The sequence below is a fragment of the Pseudomonas sp. HD6422 genome (assembly GCF_025377065.1).
Taxonomy (GTDB): Bacteria; Pseudomonadota; Gammaproteobacteria; order Pseudomonadales; family Pseudomonadaceae; genus Aquipseudomonas; species Aquipseudomonas putida_U.
In genome coordinates, this window is the sequence record NZ_JAHWIW010000013.1 from 48,365 (window position 1) to 62,647 (window position 14,283).

The 14,283-nt window shown below is 63.8% G+C and carries 15 protein-coding genes; 2 read left to right on the top strand and 13 right to left on the bottom strand.

Annotated features, from left to right (window positions below):
- Positions 1–61: 61 nt before the first annotated feature.
- The 12 genes from lipA to KY379_RS11635 all read right to left on the bottom strand — a co-directional run bounded on the left by lipA (position 62) and on the right by KY379_RS11635 (position 11,401).
- Entirely contained in the window at positions 62–1,078 is a 1,017-nt protein-coding gene (gene lipA, locus KY379_RS11580) for a lipoyl synthase (protein ID WP_133330206.1), read from the bottom strand.
- A 2-nt stretch (positions 1,079–1,080) separates the two neighbouring features.
- Positions 1,081–1,728: a lipoyl(octanoyl) transferase LipB gene (lipB, locus tag KY379_RS11585; RefSeq protein ID WP_133330204.1), complete on the bottom strand. Its 648-nt coding sequence runs from the start codon at positions 1,726–1,728 to the stop codon at positions 1,081–1,083.
- Positions 1,728–2,003: a DUF493 domain-containing protein gene (locus KY379_RS11590; RefSeq protein ID WP_133330202.1), complete on the bottom strand. Its 276-nt coding sequence runs from the start codon at positions 2,001–2,003 to the stop codon at positions 1,728–1,730. The genes lipB and KY379_RS11590 overlap by 1 nt, the downstream gene beginning before the upstream one ends.
- A gap of 73 nt (positions 2,004–2,076) precedes the next feature.
- Positions 2,077–3,237, bottom strand: coding sequence for a D-alanyl-D-alanine carboxypeptidase family protein (locus tag KY379_RS11595; protein ID WP_133330200.1), 1,161 nt, complete (start codon positions 3,235–3,237; stop codon positions 2,077–2,079).
- A 214-nt stretch (positions 3,238–3,451) separates the two neighbouring features.
- Positions 3,452–4,453 (bottom strand): septal ring lytic transglycosylase RlpA family protein, encoded by a 1,002-nt coding sequence (locus KY379_RS11600; RefSeq protein ID WP_133330198.1) that lies wholly within the window; start codon positions 4,451–4,453, stop codon positions 3,452–3,454.
- Positions 4,453–5,475 carry a lytic murein transglycosylase B gene (mltB, locus tag KY379_RS11605; protein ID WP_397466503.1) on the bottom strand — a complete coding sequence of 341 codons (1,023 nt, stop codon included), beginning with the start codon at positions 5,473–5,475 and terminating at the stop codon, positions 4,453–4,455. The genes KY379_RS11600 and mltB overlap by 1 nt, the downstream gene beginning before the upstream one ends.
- 5 nt (positions 5,476–5,480) lie before the next feature.
- On the bottom strand, positions 5,481–6,584 hold the full coding sequence (rodA, locus tag KY379_RS11610; protein ID WP_165976092.1) for a rod shape-determining protein RodA: 1,104 nt from the start codon (positions 6,582–6,584) through the stop codon (positions 5,481–5,483).
- Positions 6,585–6,622: 38 nt separating this feature from the next.
- The gene (gene mrdA, locus KY379_RS11615; RefSeq protein WP_196171954.1) at positions 6,623–8,512 is read right to left on the bottom strand and encodes a penicillin-binding protein 2; all 1,890 of its coding nucleotides are present in this window, start codon (positions 8,510–8,512) and stop codon (positions 6,623–6,625) included.
- A 16-nt stretch (positions 8,513–8,528) separates the two neighbouring features.
- Entirely contained in the window at positions 8,529–8,996 is a 468-nt protein-coding gene (rlmH, locus tag KY379_RS11620) for a 23S rRNA (pseudouridine(1915)-N(3))-methyltransferase RlmH (RefSeq protein ID WP_196171955.1), read from the bottom strand.
- 9 nt (positions 8,997–9,005) lie between these two features.
- The gene (gene rsfS, locus KY379_RS11625; RefSeq protein WP_133330188.1) at positions 9,006–9,425 is read right to left on the bottom strand and encodes a ribosome silencing factor; all 420 of its coding nucleotides are present in this window, start codon (positions 9,423–9,425) and stop codon (positions 9,006–9,008) included.
- Between the two features lie 43 nt (positions 9,426–9,468).
- Entirely contained in the window at positions 9,469–10,128 is a 660-nt protein-coding gene (gene nadD, locus KY379_RS11630; RefSeq protein WP_196171956.1) for a nicotinate-nucleotide adenylyltransferase, read from the bottom strand.
- Position 10,129: 1 nt separating this feature from the next.
- Positions 10,130–11,401 carry a glutamate-5-semialdehyde dehydrogenase gene (locus tag KY379_RS11635; RefSeq protein WP_261240071.1) on the bottom strand — a complete coding sequence of 424 codons (1,272 nt, stop codon included), beginning with the start codon at positions 11,399–11,401 and terminating at the stop codon, positions 10,130–10,132.
- Positions 11,402–11,645: 244 nt separating this feature from the next.
- Between KY379_RS11635 and KY379_RS11640 the strand changes: the two genes are divergently transcribed.
- Positions 11,646–12,338 carry a DNA-3-methyladenine glycosylase gene (locus KY379_RS11640; protein WP_261240072.1) on the top strand — a complete coding sequence of 231 codons (693 nt, stop codon included), beginning with the start codon at positions 11,646–11,648 and terminating at the stop codon, positions 12,336–12,338.
- 3 nt (positions 12,339–12,341) lie between these two features.
- A complete protein-coding gene (locus KY379_RS11645) occupies positions 12,342–13,658 on the top strand; it encodes a bifunctional DedA family/phosphatase PAP2 family protein (protein WP_261240073.1) in 1,317 nt (438 codons plus the stop codon).
- 25 nt (positions 13,659–13,683) lie between these two features.
- On the opposite strand, the gene KY379_RS11650 is transcribed toward KY379_RS11645, so the two are convergent.
- Positions 13,684–14,274 carry an LON peptidase substrate-binding domain-containing protein gene (locus KY379_RS11650; RefSeq protein ID WP_133330178.1) on the bottom strand — a complete coding sequence of 197 codons (591 nt, stop codon included), beginning with the start codon at positions 14,272–14,274 and terminating at the stop codon, positions 13,684–13,686.
- Positions 14,275–14,283: the final 9 nt, after the last annotated feature.

Genomic DNA, 14,283 nt, shown 5'->3' on the forward strand with positions numbered 1-14,283 from the left:
TCAAACAAAAATGCCGATGCCACCTCACGGCGTGCATCGGCATGTATGGCTCAGGCCAGGCTCAGAGCTTGATCTTGGCCTCGTGCGCCTGCTGGTCGGCATGGTACGACGAACGCACCAACGGACCGGAGGCGACGTTCTTGAAGCCCATCTTGTAGCCTTCCTCGGCGAACCAGGCGAAGGTGTCCGGATGCACGAAACGCTGCACTGGCAGGTGGCTGCGCGAGGGCTGCAGGTACTGGCCGAGGGTCAGCATGTCGATGTCATGCTCGCGCATGCGGTGCATCACTTCGATCACTTCATCGTCGGTCTCGCCGAGGCCGAGCATCAGGCCCGACTTGGTCGGCACGTGCGGCACCAACTGCTTGAAGCGCTGCAGCAGGTCCAGCGACCAGTCATAGTCCGACCCCGGCCGCGCGGCCTTGTACAGGCGTGGCACGGTTTCCAGGTTGTGGTTGAACACATCCGGTGGCTCGTTGGCGGTAATCTCCAGGGCCACGTCCATCCGGCCACGGTAGTCCGGGACCAGGGTCTCGAGCTGTACGCCTGGCGACAGTGCGCGGATCTCGCGAATGCAGTCGGCAAAGTGCTGGGCACCGCCGTCACGCAGGTCGTCACGGTCCACCGAGGTGATCACCACGTACTTCAGACGCAGGTCAGCGATGGCGATGGCGAGGTTTTTCGGCTCGTCCACATCCAGCGGCTTCGGCCGGCCGTGGCCGACGTCGCAGAACGGGCAGCGGCGGGTGCAGATATCACCCATGATCATGAAGGTCGCGGTGCCGCCGGAGAAGCACTCGCCCAGGTTCGGGCAGGAGGCTTCTTCGCAAACGCTGTGCAGCTTGTGCTTGCGCAGCAGTTGCTTGATGCGGTCGACCTCGGGCGATACCGGGATGCGCACGCGGATCCAGTCGGGCTTTTTCGGCAGTTCTTCGGTGGGAATGATCTTCACCGGGATGCGTGCCACCTTCTCGGCACCACGCAGCTTGACCCCGGCTTCCACCTTCTTCGGTGCTGGGCGCGGGGGGGCATCCTGGGTAGGGATCTGGTTCGGCACGGCTTCTTGCACAGTTGTCATAATCAGTCGATTCCGCCCGTCAGGGTCGTCTGCTCAGCATAGTCGAGGTGCTTGACCAGCTGTCCGCGCAGCCTTGTCCTGACCTCGTCGAGTTCGATCGGACCTGCCAGGTCGCGCAGCTGGGTCATGGCCAGCCCCGCATACCCACAGGGGTTGATTCGGCGGAATGGCGCAAGGTCCATGTCCACGTTCAAGGCAAGGCCATGGAAGGAGCGGCCATTGCGAATCCGTAGGCCGAGGGAGGCGATCTTCGCTCCGTCGACGTAGACGCCTGGGGCGTCGGGCTTGGCCACGGCAGTGACGCCGTAGCTGGCGAGCAGGTCGATCAGGGTCTGTTCGATCCGGCTGACCAGTTCGCGCACACCAAAGCCCAAGCGGCGGACATCCAGCAACAGATAGGCTACCAGTTGCCCGGGGCCATGGTAGGTCACCTGGCCACCGCGGTCGGTCTGCACCACCGGAATGTCGCCTGGCACCAGCAGATGCTCGGCTTTCCCGGCCTGGCCCTGGGTGAATACCGCTGGATGCTCGACCAGCCAGATTTCATCCTGGCTGTCCGGGCTGCGTTGCTCGGTAAAGCGACGCATGGCCTCGAGCACCGGTTCATAGGGCTGCAGGCCAAGCTCGCGAATACCGAGACACAAGGGCATCAGAGCACCATTTTCACGATGCCGGTCGCGCGCAAGGCGCTGTTGATGTCGTGCAGCTGGTTCTCGCTTTCGGCAACGATGTGCAGCTGCACCGTGGTGTACTTGCCTTCCTTGCTCTGACGCTCGGCCAGGGTGGACAGGTCGACCTTGGCATGCTGGCAAAGAATGTCGATCACCGTGTCCTTGAAGCCGACAACGGTGTCGCCGATGACCTTGATCGGATAATCGGCGCAGGGGAATTCGATTTTGTGCGACTTGACGTCAGGTTCGCTCATGGCGGAAACGGCCTCGTAAGCCGTGGCAACAACAATGCCCCCGCGCGATACGCGGGGGCATGCAGGTCACGTATCAGTTGAACAACCCGTAGAAGAATAGACGGATGCTATCCCACATACGACGGAAGAAACCACCTTCCTCGACGCCGTCGAGGGCAATCAGGTCGGCGCTGTGAACCACTTTCTCGTCCAGTTTGACTTCCACTTTACCGATCACGTCACCTTTGGCGATCGGAGCGGTGAGCTGCGGGTTCAGGGTCATCGAAGCGACCAGGCGTTTCAATTGGCCTTTAGGCATAGTCAGCGTCAGGTCGTTGGCGAGGCCCGCCTTCACCTGGCTGGTGGCGCCCTTCCAGACCGGGGCCTGGGTCAGCTCGGTGCCCTTCTGGTAGAAGGTCTGGGTTTCGAAGAAGCGGAAACCATAGGTCAGCAGCTTCTGGGTCTCGGCGGCACGAGCCTGCTCGCTGTTGGTGCCGAAGACGACGGCGATCAGGCGCTGGCCATCGCGTACGGCCGAAGCCACCATGCAGTAACCGGCCTCCTCGGTGTGGCCGGTTTTCAGACCGTCGACGGTCTTGTCACGCCACAGCAGCAGGTTGCGGTTGGGCTGCTTGATGTTGTTCCAGAAGAACTCTTTCTGCGAATAGATGGCGTAGTGGGCCGGGTCGATGTCGATGATCGCACGGGCCAGCAAAGCCATGTCGTGGGCCGACGAGTAGTGCTCCGGGTTCGGCAGGCCGGTCGGGTTCATGAAGTGGCTGTTGCTCATGCCCAGATCAGCGGCGGTCTTGTTCATCATGTCGGCGAAGGCGTCTTCGCTGCCGGCGATGTGCTCGGCCAGGGCGACCGAGGCGTCGTTGCCGGACTGGATGATGATGCCGTGCAGCAGGTCGCTGACGCTCACCTGGCTACCCACCTTGATGAACATGCGCGAACCGCCGGTACGCCAGGCGTTTTCGCTGACGGTGACCGGGTCGTTCTCGCCGATCTGGCCACGGCGGATGTCCAGGGTGGCGATGTAGGCGGTCATCAGTTTGGTCAAGCTGGCCGGTGGCAGGCGTTCGTCACCGTTGTTCTCGACCAGCACGTTGCCGCTGGAGGCGTCCATGAGCACGTAGGACTTGGCGGCCAGTTGCGGTGGCGCCGGCATCATCTGCTCCGCTGCGAAGGCAGCAGGCATGATCATCAGCAGTACGGGCAGGCAAAGGCGTTTGGCAAGGTTGGTGATATTCATCCGTCTCTCGAGAATCGCTAATGGTCTGATGTTCCCTGGGCTACATCATGCGCCCAGCGCCAGTCAGTCTAATGGTTGCGGCTGTGCTGCCGCTTTGCCCGGAAAATGCGGCGCGATGTCGCGGCGGGCAAAAGCGGCCATTGTACATGGGCGGGCGTTGCAATTCATGACAAAACCGACAGCTTGAGGCACAGGCATCAAGCCGCGACAGCTGTCAGTCTGCTGTGACCAGCTTGGCCTGCCCAAGGTTCGCCATGCGAATGCTGTCCTGCGCTTGCTGGACCTCACCCTGGCTGTTGATCGGCCCAAGCCGCACGCGATGCAGGGTCTGCTGGTTACGCACGATGGAACTGATGAACACCGGCGCGCTGACCATGGTGCTCAGTTTCGCCCGCAACAACTCGGCGGCGTCCGGGTTGGCGAAGGCACCCACCTGAAGGAAGCTGCCGCCATTGTTTACCGGCACGCTGCCGCCACCCACCTGCACCGGCACCACCGGTGCCGCATGCTGTTGCGCCGGAGGTGTCCACTGCTCGACCCGACCGGTGCTGGCTGGCACCGGCTGGGCCTGGGCCACCTGCGGCTCCTTCAGCACCAGCGGCGGCTTCTGGCCACGCTGGGCCCACCACTGCTGCGGATCGATGCCCTCGACGCGGACATGGGCCGTGCCGATCTCGGCGTAACCGAGCTTCTTCGCCGCGGCATAGGACAGGTCGATGATGCGGTCGGAATAGAACGGACCACGGTCGTTCACCCGCAGGATGACGCTGCGGCCGTTGGCCAGGTTGGTCACCTTGACGTAAGCCGGCAACGGCAAGGTCTTGTGCGCCGCGCTCATGCCGTACAGGTCGTACAGTTCGCCGTTGGCGGTGTTCTGCCCGTGGAACTTGGTGCCATACCAGGAGGCGGTGCCTTCGGCGCGGTAGTTGCGCGAGTCCTGCATGGGGTAGTAGGTCTTGCCCAGTACCGTATACGGGTTGGCTTTGTAGGGGCCGGTGTGCACGGTGGGCGTGGCATCGGGAATCTTGTTCACGTCCACGTCCCACCAAGGCGCGCCGTCCTTGTGGGCTCGGTTGATGTCGAGGCCCGGTTGGGCGCGGACGACATTACCGCTCTGGGTCGGGGTCGGGCGGTGGGAAGAGCAACTGGCCAACAGCACGCCGACGGCGAGGCAGGTCAGCAGCTTGAAGGAGTTACCAGAGATGATTGCGCGCATTACTTGACGCCCCGTGCTTGGACCAGCTGTTCCGAAAGCTGATGCACCGCCATGGCGTACATCACGCTGCGGTTGTAGCGAGTGATCGCGTAGAAGTTCTTCAGGCCCATCCAGTACTCAGGGCCATTGTCACCCTCCAGACGGAAGGCGGTGACCGGCAGATCATCGCGCAGCGCATCATGACTCGACCAGCCCAGCGCTCGCAACTCCCCAACCGTCTTGACCGGCTCGATACCGGTGGTCAGGCCTTCGTCGACGCGCTCGCCCTGGACCTGGGCACGGCTTACCACCGGTTCGCCGGCGACCCAACCGTGACGCTTGAAATAGCTCGCGACACTGCCGATGGCATCGTCGGGGTCGGTCCAGATATTGATGTGGCCGTCGCCGTCGAAGTCCACCGCGTAGTTGCGGAAACTGCTCGGCATGAACTGTGGCAGGCCCATGGCACCGGCATAGGATCCCTTGAGGGTCAGCGGGTCGAGTTGCTCCTCGCGGGCCAGCAGGAGGAATTCGCGCAGCTCCTTGCGGAAGAACTCCGCCCGCGGCGGATAATCGAAGCCCAGGGTCGACAGTGCATCGATCACCCGGTAACTGCCAGTGTTGCGGCCGAAGAACGTCTCCACACCGATGATCGCGACGATCACCTGTGCCGGCACACCGTACTCCTGTTCGGCACGCGCCAGGGCAGCCTCGTGCTGACGCCAGAAATCCACACCACGGGCGATGCGCGCGTCGGTGATGAACATTGGCCGGTATTCCTTCCACGGCTTGACCCGCTCGGCCGGACGCGAGATGGCGTCGAGAATCGACTGTTTGCGCTGCACCTCACGGAACACGCCCATCAACTGCTCGCCGGCAAAGCCATAGTCGCGGGTCATCTCGCCGACGAATTCGGCTACCTGCGGCGAGCCGTCGTAATCGCCGGCCTGGGCCTGCTGGACAGCGCCGAACAGGCTTACCGCACCGATCCACGGTACACAACGGACAGCCCAGTTACGCACTGCTTGCATGAAATTCTTCACCTTATTCAAACCTGCGCGATCCATTTGCGGTGCGTGTGGATCGACATCAAAACGCCAAACGCTGACAGCAGCGTCACCAACGAAGTTCCGCCATAGCTGATGAAGGGCAGCGGCACCCCCACTACGGGCAACAGGCCACTGACCATACCGATATTGACGAACACGTACACGAAGAAGGTCATGGTCAAGCTGCCTGCCAGCAGCTTGCCGAACAGGGTCTGGGCCTGGGCGGTGATCACCAGACCACGGCCGATCAGCAGCAGGTAGACGATCAGTAGCAGGCAGATGCCGACCAGACCGAACTCTTCCCCGAGCACGGCGATGATGAAGTCGGTATGGCTCTCAGGCAGAAAGTCCAGGTGCGACTGGGTGCCCAGCAACCAGCCCTTGCCGAACACCCCGCCGGAGCCGATCGCGGCCTTGGACTGGATGATGTTCCAGCCCGTCCCCAGCGGATCGCTTTCCGGGTCGAGGAAGGTCAGTACCCGCTGCTTCTGGTAGTCGTGCATGACGAAGAACCACATGGCCACCGCCACCGGCACCGCCGCCGCCAGCACGCTGAGAATCCAGCGCCAGCGCAGGCCGCCCATGAACAGTACGAAGGCACCGGAAGCGAGAATCAGCAGCGCGGTACCCAGGTCGGGCTGACGCACGATGAGGATGAACGGCACGCCGATCAGCACCAGGCTGATCGCCACGTGCTTGAGATGCGGTGGCAGGGTGCGCTTGGACAGATACCAGGCGATGGTCGCCGGCATGATGATCTTCATGAATTCCGAGGGCTGGAAGCGAATCACCCCGGGAATGTTGATCCACCGCGTGGCGCCCATGGCGTTGTGGCCCATCACGTCCACCACCACCAGCAGGCACACGCCCGCCAGGTAGGCCAGCGGCACCCAGCGGGCCATGAAACGCGGTTCGAGCTGGGCGATGATGAACATCGATACCAGGCCGATGCCGAACGAGCTGGCCTGCTTGAGCAGCAGGTCCCAATTCTTGCCGCTGGCCGAATACAGCACGAACAGGCTGCCGGCCGCGAGAGTGAGAAGGATGATCAGCAAGGGGCCGTCGACGTGGATACGCTGCAGGAAGCTGGCGCGTCGACGCATCACGTCCTCGCTGGAGAGCATGCGATCGAAATTGTTCTTCACGGGGCCGTTTCCTCGGCGACGGTGGCAGGCGCGAACTCGGGCTTGAGATGGCCACTTTCATCGAGCAGCCAGGCGTCCATGACCTGACGCACCACGGGGGCGGCGACACCAGAACCGGACTCACCGTTCTCGACCATCACCGAGACCACGATCCTCGGATCGTCGGCCGGGGCAAAGGCCACGAACAGGGCGTGGTCGCGGTGGCGCTCCTGGAGTTTGTTGCGGTCGTACTTCTCGCCCTGCTTGATCGCCACCACCTGGGCGGTGCCGCTCTTGCCAGCGATGCGGTACTGGGCTCCTGCGGCGGCCTTGCGCGCGGTGCCTCGAGCGTTGTGCATCACCTGCTCCATGCCGTGGGTCACCTTGGCCCAATCGGACTTGTCGCGCAGGACGATGTTGTCCATCGGGTTCTCGTCCACAGGCGGCTGTCCTTCGATGGTCTTGGCCAGATGCGGTCGGTTCCACACACCTTTGTTGGCGATCAGTGCGGTGGCCTGGGCCAGTTGCAAAGGCGTGGCCTGCATGTAGCCTTGGCCGATGCCGAGAATCAAGGTCTCGCCCGGGAACCAGGCCTGGCGACGGGTGGCGCGCTTCCACTCACGCGACGGCATGAGCCCTGCGGACTCCTCGAACATGTCGAGGGAGACCTTCTGGCCGATGCCGAACTTGTTCATGTAGGTCGACAACCTGTCGATGCCCATCTTGTGCGCAAGATCGTAGAAGTAGGTGTCGTTGGAGCGCATGATCGCGGTGTCCAGGTCGACCCAGCCGTCGCCGGTACGGTTCCAGTTGCGGTACTTGTGGTCATAGTTGGGCAACTGGTAGTAGCCAGGGTCGAACACCCGGCTACTGGCATTGACCACGCCGCTGTCCAGGCCGGCGATGGCCACCGCCGGCTTGATGGTCGAGCCTGGCGGATAGAGGCCACGCAGCACCCGGTTGAACAGCGGCCGGTCGATCGAGTCGCGCAATTCGGCATAGGCCTTGAAGCTGATGCCGGTGACGAACAGATTGGGATCGAAGCTTGGCTGGCTGACCATCGCCAGCACCTCGCCAGTGCGCGGATCGAGCGCCACCACCGCGCCACGCCGCCCGCCCAGGGCAGCCTCGGCGGCCTCCTGCAACTTGATGTCCAGGCTCAGCACGATGTCCTTGCCCGGTTTCGGATCGGTGCGTTTGAGCACCCGCAAGACCCGGCCACGGGCGTTGGTTTCGACTTCCTCGTAACCGACCTGGCCGTGCAGTTCGGCTTCATAGAAGCGTTCGATGCCAGTCTTGCCGATGTGGTGAGTGCCGCTGTAGTTCACCGGGTCGAGGGTCTTCAGCTCTCGCTCGTTGATCCGTCCGACATAGCCCACCGAATGGGCGAAATGCGCACCTTGGGGGTAATGCCGGACCAACTGCGCCACTACCTCGACGCCGGGCAGACGGAATTGATTGACCGCCACCCGTGCGATCTGTTCTTCGTTGAGTTCGAACAGGATCGGCACCGGCTCGAACGGCCGGCGCCCCTGCTTCATGCGTTTCTCGAAGAGGGCGCGGTCATCGGCGGTGAGCTCCAGCACTTCGACGATGGTATCCAGCACTTGCTGCCAGTTACCCGCACGTTCGCGGGTCATCGACAGACTGAAGCTGGGCCTGTTGTCGGCGATGATCACACCGTTGCGGTCAAAGATCAGGCCGCGAGTCGGTGGAATCGGCTGCACGTGCACTCGGTTGTTTTCCGACAACGTCGAGTGATAGTCGTACTGGATGATCTGCAGGTAATACAGGCGGGCGACGAGCACACAGATGAGCAGCACGACCACCACCGCGCCGACCACGACGCGGTTGCGCACCAGGCGGGCGTCTTTTTCGTGGTCCTTGAGACGGATCGGCTGCGACATCGGACGGCTTACAGGCTCATTTGTGGTAAGGGTGCCCGGACAATACGGTCCAGGCGCGGTAGATCTGCTCGCCGATGAGTATCCTTACCAACGGGTGCGGCAGGGTCAGCGGCGACAGCGACCAGCGTTGCTCGGCGCGTGCGCAGACTTCCGGCGCCAGCCCTTCCGGGCCGCCCACCATCAAGTTGACCGTGCGCGCATCCAGGCGCCAGCGATCCAGTTCGCTCGCCAGTTGCTCGGTACTCCAGGGCTTGCCATGGACTTCGAGGGTGACGATTCGCTCCCCTGGCTGGACCTTGCTCAGCATGGCCTCGCCCTCCTGACGAATCAGACGGGCGACGTCGGCATTCTTGCCTCGGGTGTTCAGCGGAATTTCCACCAGCTCCAGCGACAGCTCCTGGGGCAGGCGCTTGGCATACTCATGCCAACCGTCCTCGACCCACTTGGGCATGCGCGAGCCGACCGCGATCAGGCGCAGACGCACGGCGTGTCCTTATTCCCGGTCCTTGAGCTTGTCGGAGTAGTCGTGGCTGTTCTCCGGGCTGTGGTGCTTGCCATCGGCGGCACGGCTCTGCTCGGCACCCAACCACAGGCGCTCCAGGTCGTAGAACTGGCGAGCGGCGGCGGTCATCATGTGCACGATGACATCATTGAGGTCCAGCAGCACCCAGTCGCTGTCGCCCTTGCCTTCTTCGCCCAGGGGCTGTGCACCCTGCTTCTTCACCGCCTCGCGGACTTTTTCCAGCATCGCGTTGATCTGGCGGTTGGAGGTACCGGTGGCAATGATCATGTAGTCGGTCAGGCTGTGCTTGTCACGTACGTCGATGACCTGGATGTCCTGGGCCTTGACATCTTCCAGCGCGGCCTTGGTCAGCTCGACCAGCTGTTCGCCATTGATTTTCTGCTTGCTCATAAAAAACTCTTCAACTCGTTGGATGAGGCGCCGTGGGGCACCGTCAGTTAGGCACACGATACAGTTCGTGCGCCTCGATATAGGCCAGTACGGCGTCCGGCACCAGGAACCTCACCGATCTGCCGCTGGCCAGCAGCTGTCGGATCTGCGTGGCGGACACCGCGAGCGGGGTCTGCCAGACGAACGAAATATGCCCCGCCGGGCCGGACATGGCGGTGGGGTCGCTCACCGAGCGCGCAGCCAGCAGGTTGCGCAGCTCGTCTGGGGGTTCTACGTCGGCATCCGGGCGTTGCAGCACCAGGATGTGACAGTGTTGCAGCAGTTCGTCCCAGCGGTGCCAGCTCGGCAGGCCGCAGAATGCGTCCCAGCCCAGCACCAGAAACAACTGATCGTCGGCGTGCAGTTCGGCACGCACCGACTCCAGCGTATCGATGGTGTACGACGGCTTGTCGCGGGCCAGTTCGCGGGCATCCACGCTCAGGCGCTCGACGCCCTGCACCGCGCTACGCACCATGGCCAACCGGTCATGCGCGGCCACCTGGGGCGTGTCGCGGTGCGGCGGGCGGGCATTGGGCAGCAGGCGCAACTCATCCAGTCGCATGAACTCGGCCACCTCCAGCGCGCTGCGCAGGTGGCCGATGTGCACGGGATCGAAGGTGCCGCCAAGAATGCCGATACGCCGGACTGCCGGGGCTTTGCTCAACTCAACAGGTCCCCTGACCGCGCAACTGGCCGTCGCCGATCACCACGTACTTCTCGCAGGTCAGGCCTTCCAGGCCAACCGGGCCGCGGGCGTGCAGCTTATCGGTGGAAATGCCGATCTCGGCACCCAGGCCGTACTCGAAGCCATCGGCGAAGCAGGTCGGGGTGTTGAGCATCACCGACGCCGAATCGACCTCGGTCATGAACTGGCGAGCCTGACCCTGATGCTCGGTGATGATCGAGTCGGTATGGTGCGATCCATAGTGATTGATGTGCTCGATGGCCTGCTCCAGGCCGTCGACGACACGGATCGACAGGATCGCGTCGAGGTACTCGGTGTGCCAGTCGTCTTCGGTGGCCGGCTTGGCCTCGATGATTGCCCGGGTGCGTTCGCAGCCGCGCAGCTCGACGCCCTTCTCCTGGAAGCGGCGGGCCATTTCCGGCAGGAAGTCGGCGGCCACGCGCTGATCGACCAGCAGGGTTTCCATGGCGCCGCAGATGCCATAGCGGTAGGTCTTGGCGTTGAAGGCCACGGCCAGGGCCTTGTCCAGCTCGGCGTGAGCGGCGACGTAGACGTGGCAGATGCCATCGAGGTGCTTGATCACCGGCACCCGGGCATCGCGGCTGATGCGCTCGATCAGGCCACGGCCGCCGCGCGGCACGATGACGTCGACGAACTCGGGCATGCTGATCAGTGCGCCCACGGCTTCGCGGTCAGTGGTCTCGACCACCTGCACCACCGCCGCTGGCAGGCCGGCTTCGGCCAGGCCACGCTGGATGCAGGTGGCGATGGCTCGGTTGGAGTGGATGGCTTCGGAGCCGCCGCGCAGGATGGTGGCATTGCCGGACTTCAGGCATAGGCTCGCCGCATCGATGGTCACGTTGGGACGCGACTCGTAGATGATGCCGATCACCCCCAGCGGTACGCGCATCTTGCCGACCTGAATGCCCGACGGGCGGTAGCTCATGTCGCGGATGGCACCGACCGGGTCCGGCAGAGTGGCTACCTGGCGCAGGCCGGTGATCATGCCGTCGATGCGCGCCGAGGTCAGTGCCAGGCGGTCGAGCAGTGCAGGCTCCAGACCGTTGGCGCGGCCGGCGGCCAGGTCCAGTTCGTTGGCAGCCGTCAGCTCGGCGCGCGCAGCATCCAGCGCGTCGGCGGCGGCCTGCAGGGCACGGTTCTTCTGCGCGGTGCTGGCACGCGCGATCACCCGGGAGGCCTGGCGGGCGGCGTGACCCAGGCGGGTCATGTAGTCAAGAACGGACTCAGTCATGGGTGCGGTGTCTTGGCAAAGGGGAAATCGGCTGATTATAACTGTCGCGCAGGTATACGCCCAGCGGCGGGAGGCGGATGGTTGAAAATGATGGGATCGCCTTGGGGTTTGCAGCGCGTTGAAGATCGAGCGCCGCCCCCAGCGAACCGAAACATACAGAAACCATTCCCCCACCCCCACCGTTCAGCCTCGATTAAGCCAATCATTGCTATCATCCCCGACCTCATCGCCACGAAACGCCAGCATGCCAGCCCCAAGCCCCTGCCCTGCCCGCGCCCTGCCCGACAGCTTCTTCGACCGTGACGCCCAGACCCTGGCCCAGGCCCTGCTGGGAAAGGTCATCCGCCACCGCCACGGCGACCTGTGGCTGGCCGCGCGCATCATCGAGACCGAGGCCTACTACCTCACCGATAAGGGCAGCCATGCCTCGCTGGGCTACACCGAGAAACGCAAAGCGCTGTTCCTCGATGGCGGGCATATCTACATGTACTACGCCCGTGGCGGCGACTCGCTGAACTTCAGCGCCCACGGCCCAGGCAATGCGGTGTTGATCAAGTCCGCCTATCCCTGGGTCGATGCCATCTCCGACGCCAACAGCCTGGCGCAGATGCAGCTGAACAACCCCGACGCCAGCGGTGAAATTCGTCCTGCAGAACGCCTGTGCGCCGGCCAGACTCTGCTGTGCCGCGCCCTGGGCCTGAAAGTGCCACAGTGGGACGCCCAGCGCTTCGACCCCGATCGCCTGTACGTCGAGGACTGCGCCATCGACGTGCCCCGGGTGATCCAGACCACGCGCCTGGGCATCCCCCAAGGCCGCGACGAACACCTGCCATACCGCTTCGTCGATGCCGCCTTCGCCCGCTTCTGCACGCGGAACCCGCTGCGCCGGGGGCAAGTCGAAGGGCGCGACTTCTTCATTCTCGAACAAGGAAGCTGAACCATGGGCCAATGGCTCGACAGCCTGACCAACTGGCTCGGCGCCAACCCCGAGTGGCTGGGCCTGGCGATTTTCCTGGTGGCCTGCGTGGAATGCCTGGCCATCGCCGGCATCATCGTGCCCGGCACTGTCTTGCTGTTCACGGTTGCCGTGCTGGCCGGCAGCGGCGCCCTGGGCCTGAGTGAAACCCTGTTGCTGGGCTTCCTCGGCGGTCTGTTGGGTGACGCGCTTTCCTACACAGTCGGCAAGCATTTCCACCAGAACATTCGCCGCCTACCCTTGTTGCGCCACCACCCTGAATGGATCGGCAGCGCCGAGACCTACTTCCAGCGCTACGGCATCGCCAGCCTGCTGGTAGGCCGCTTCATCGGCCCATTGCGACCGATGCTGCCAATGGTCGCCGGCATGTTCGACATGCCGCTCCCACGCTTCATCGCCGTGAGCCTGCTGGCCGGCGCGGGCTGGTCGGTGGTGTACCTGCTGCCGGGCTGGGCCACCGGCGCGGCGATGCGCCTGCCATTGCCCGAAGGCTTTTGGCCGGAGGCCGCCGTGGTCGCCGGCACCTTGGCGGTGGTGATCGGGCTGAGCCTGAACGCCAGCATCCGTGACCGCCGCCATGGCACCCGACTGATCGCCGCCCTGAGCTTTCTTGCCCTGGCCGGGGTTTTCCTCGGCTGGCCGCTGCTGCATGACCTCGACCAGGGCATCATGACCCTGGTGCAGGAACATCGTAGCCAGGCCATCGATGGCACCGTGGTGCTGGTGACCCGCCTGGGTGACTTCCGCACCCAGTTCTTCCTCGGTGGCTTGCTGACCGGCTTGCTGCTGCTGACCCGACAATGGCGCCACGCGGTGTTCGCCGGTAGCGCGCTGATGGGCACCGCCATCGCCAACGGCACGCTGAAATGGCTGTTCGCCCGCGCCCGCCCGGAAGTCCTCGCCGACCCGCTGACCAGCTACAGCATGCCCAGCGGGCACAGTTCGGCATCGTTCGCGTTCTTTCTGGTGATGGCGGTACTGGCCGGACGTGGCCAACCGCCGCGCATGCGACTGACGTGGATCATGCTCGGCTGTGTTCCCGCGCTGTCGATTGCCCTGTCGCGGGTGTACCTGGGAGCCCACTGGCCGACCGATATCCTGGCCGGGGCGTTGCTCGCCTGCTGCGTCTGCGCACTGAGCCTGACCTTGGTGCAGCATCGCGCCCCGCTGAACGCTCTGCCCCAGCGGGTGTGGTGGCTGGTGGTGCCGGCGTGCGTGGCGTTGCTGGCGTTCTTTGCCATGCATGCCCTGCCGCAGGCGTTGCTGCGCTATCAATATTGATCGTGGCCGAGCCGGCCACGATCGATCAGGCGAACAACTCGCCCTGGATCCGCTCCAGCAAGCGCTGGATCTCCGCCAGGCGCTCCTGGGGCGAATCGATGGTCAACAGGTCGAGCTTGTCTTCCTCCATGAACGGCAACAGGTATGCCAGCTGATTGGCCAGGGACTGGCGACCGTCGACCGCACGCGGCATGTCCAACGCCTCGACCATCGGGTGCTCGCCTAATGCCAGCAACAGCGCCAGCAGGTCATCGTCCTGCTCGCCCAGCGGACTGTCGGGCTGTTCGGCGAGCCAATGGACCTGCCCCAGCATCAGTTGGTCCTTCTGCACTTCGGTCTGGGTCAGCTCGAAGCGGCGCACACCTTCCACGCGGATGCCGAGCAGGCCGTTGTCCTGCTGGACGAAGTCGCGGATCAGCGCCTCGCAGCCGATCGACGCCACAACCGGGGGCGCCTTGCCGACCTGCTCACCTTCGAGGATGCAGACCACGCCAAAACCTTCGCCCTGCTTCATGCAGCGGCCGATCATGTCCAGATAGCGTGCCTCGAAGATCTGCAGATCCAGCAGGCATCCGGGAAACAACACGGTATTGAGGGGAAACAGCGGTAGCGTCATCACAACTCC

Bases quoted from the DNA above. Each gene is read 5' to 3' on its own strand.
- lipA (WP_133330206.1), bottom strand. From the start codon at position 1,078: ATGACAACTGTGCAAGAAGCCGTGCCGAACCAGATCCCTACCCAGGAT.
- lipB (WP_133330204.1), bottom strand. From the start codon at position 1,728: ATGCCCTTGTGTCTCGGTATTCGCGAGCTTGGCCTGCAGCCCTATGAA.
- KY379_RS11590 (WP_133330202.1), bottom strand. From the start codon at position 2,003: ATGAGCGAACCTGACGTCAAGTCGCACAAAATCGAATTCCCCTGCGCC.
- KY379_RS11595 (WP_133330200.1), bottom strand. From the start codon at position 3,237: ATGAATATCACCAACCTTGCCAAACGCCTTTGCCTGCCCGTACTGCTG.
- KY379_RS11600 (WP_133330198.1), bottom strand. From the start codon at position 4,453: ATGCGCGCAATCATCTCTGGTAACTCCTTCAAGCTGCTGACCTGCCTC.
- rodA (WP_165976092.1), bottom strand. From the start codon at position 6,584: ATGCGTCGACGCGCCAGCTTCCTGCAGCGTATCCACGTCGACGGCCCC.
- mrdA (WP_196171954.1), bottom strand. From the start codon at position 8,512: ATGTCGCAGCCGATCCGTCTCAAGGACCACGAAAAAGACGCCCGCCTG.
- rsfS (WP_133330188.1), bottom strand. From the start codon at position 9,425: ATGAGCAAGCAGAAAATCAATGGCGAACAGCTGGTCGAGCTGACCAAG.
- KY379_RS11635 (WP_261240071.1), bottom strand. From the start codon at position 11,401: ATGACTGAGTCCGTTCTTGACTACATGACCCGCCTGGGTCACGCCGCC.
- KY379_RS11640 (WP_261240072.1), top strand. From the start codon at position 11,646: ATGCCAGCCCCAAGCCCCTGCCCTGCCCGCGCCCTGCCCGACAGCTTC.
- KY379_RS11645 (WP_261240073.1), top strand. From the start codon at position 12,342: ATGGGCCAATGGCTCGACAGCCTGACCAACTGGCTCGGCGCCAACCCC.
- KY379_RS11650 (WP_133330178.1), bottom strand. From the start codon at position 14,274: ATGACGCTACCGCTGTTTCCCCTCAATACCGTGTTGTTTCCCGGATGC.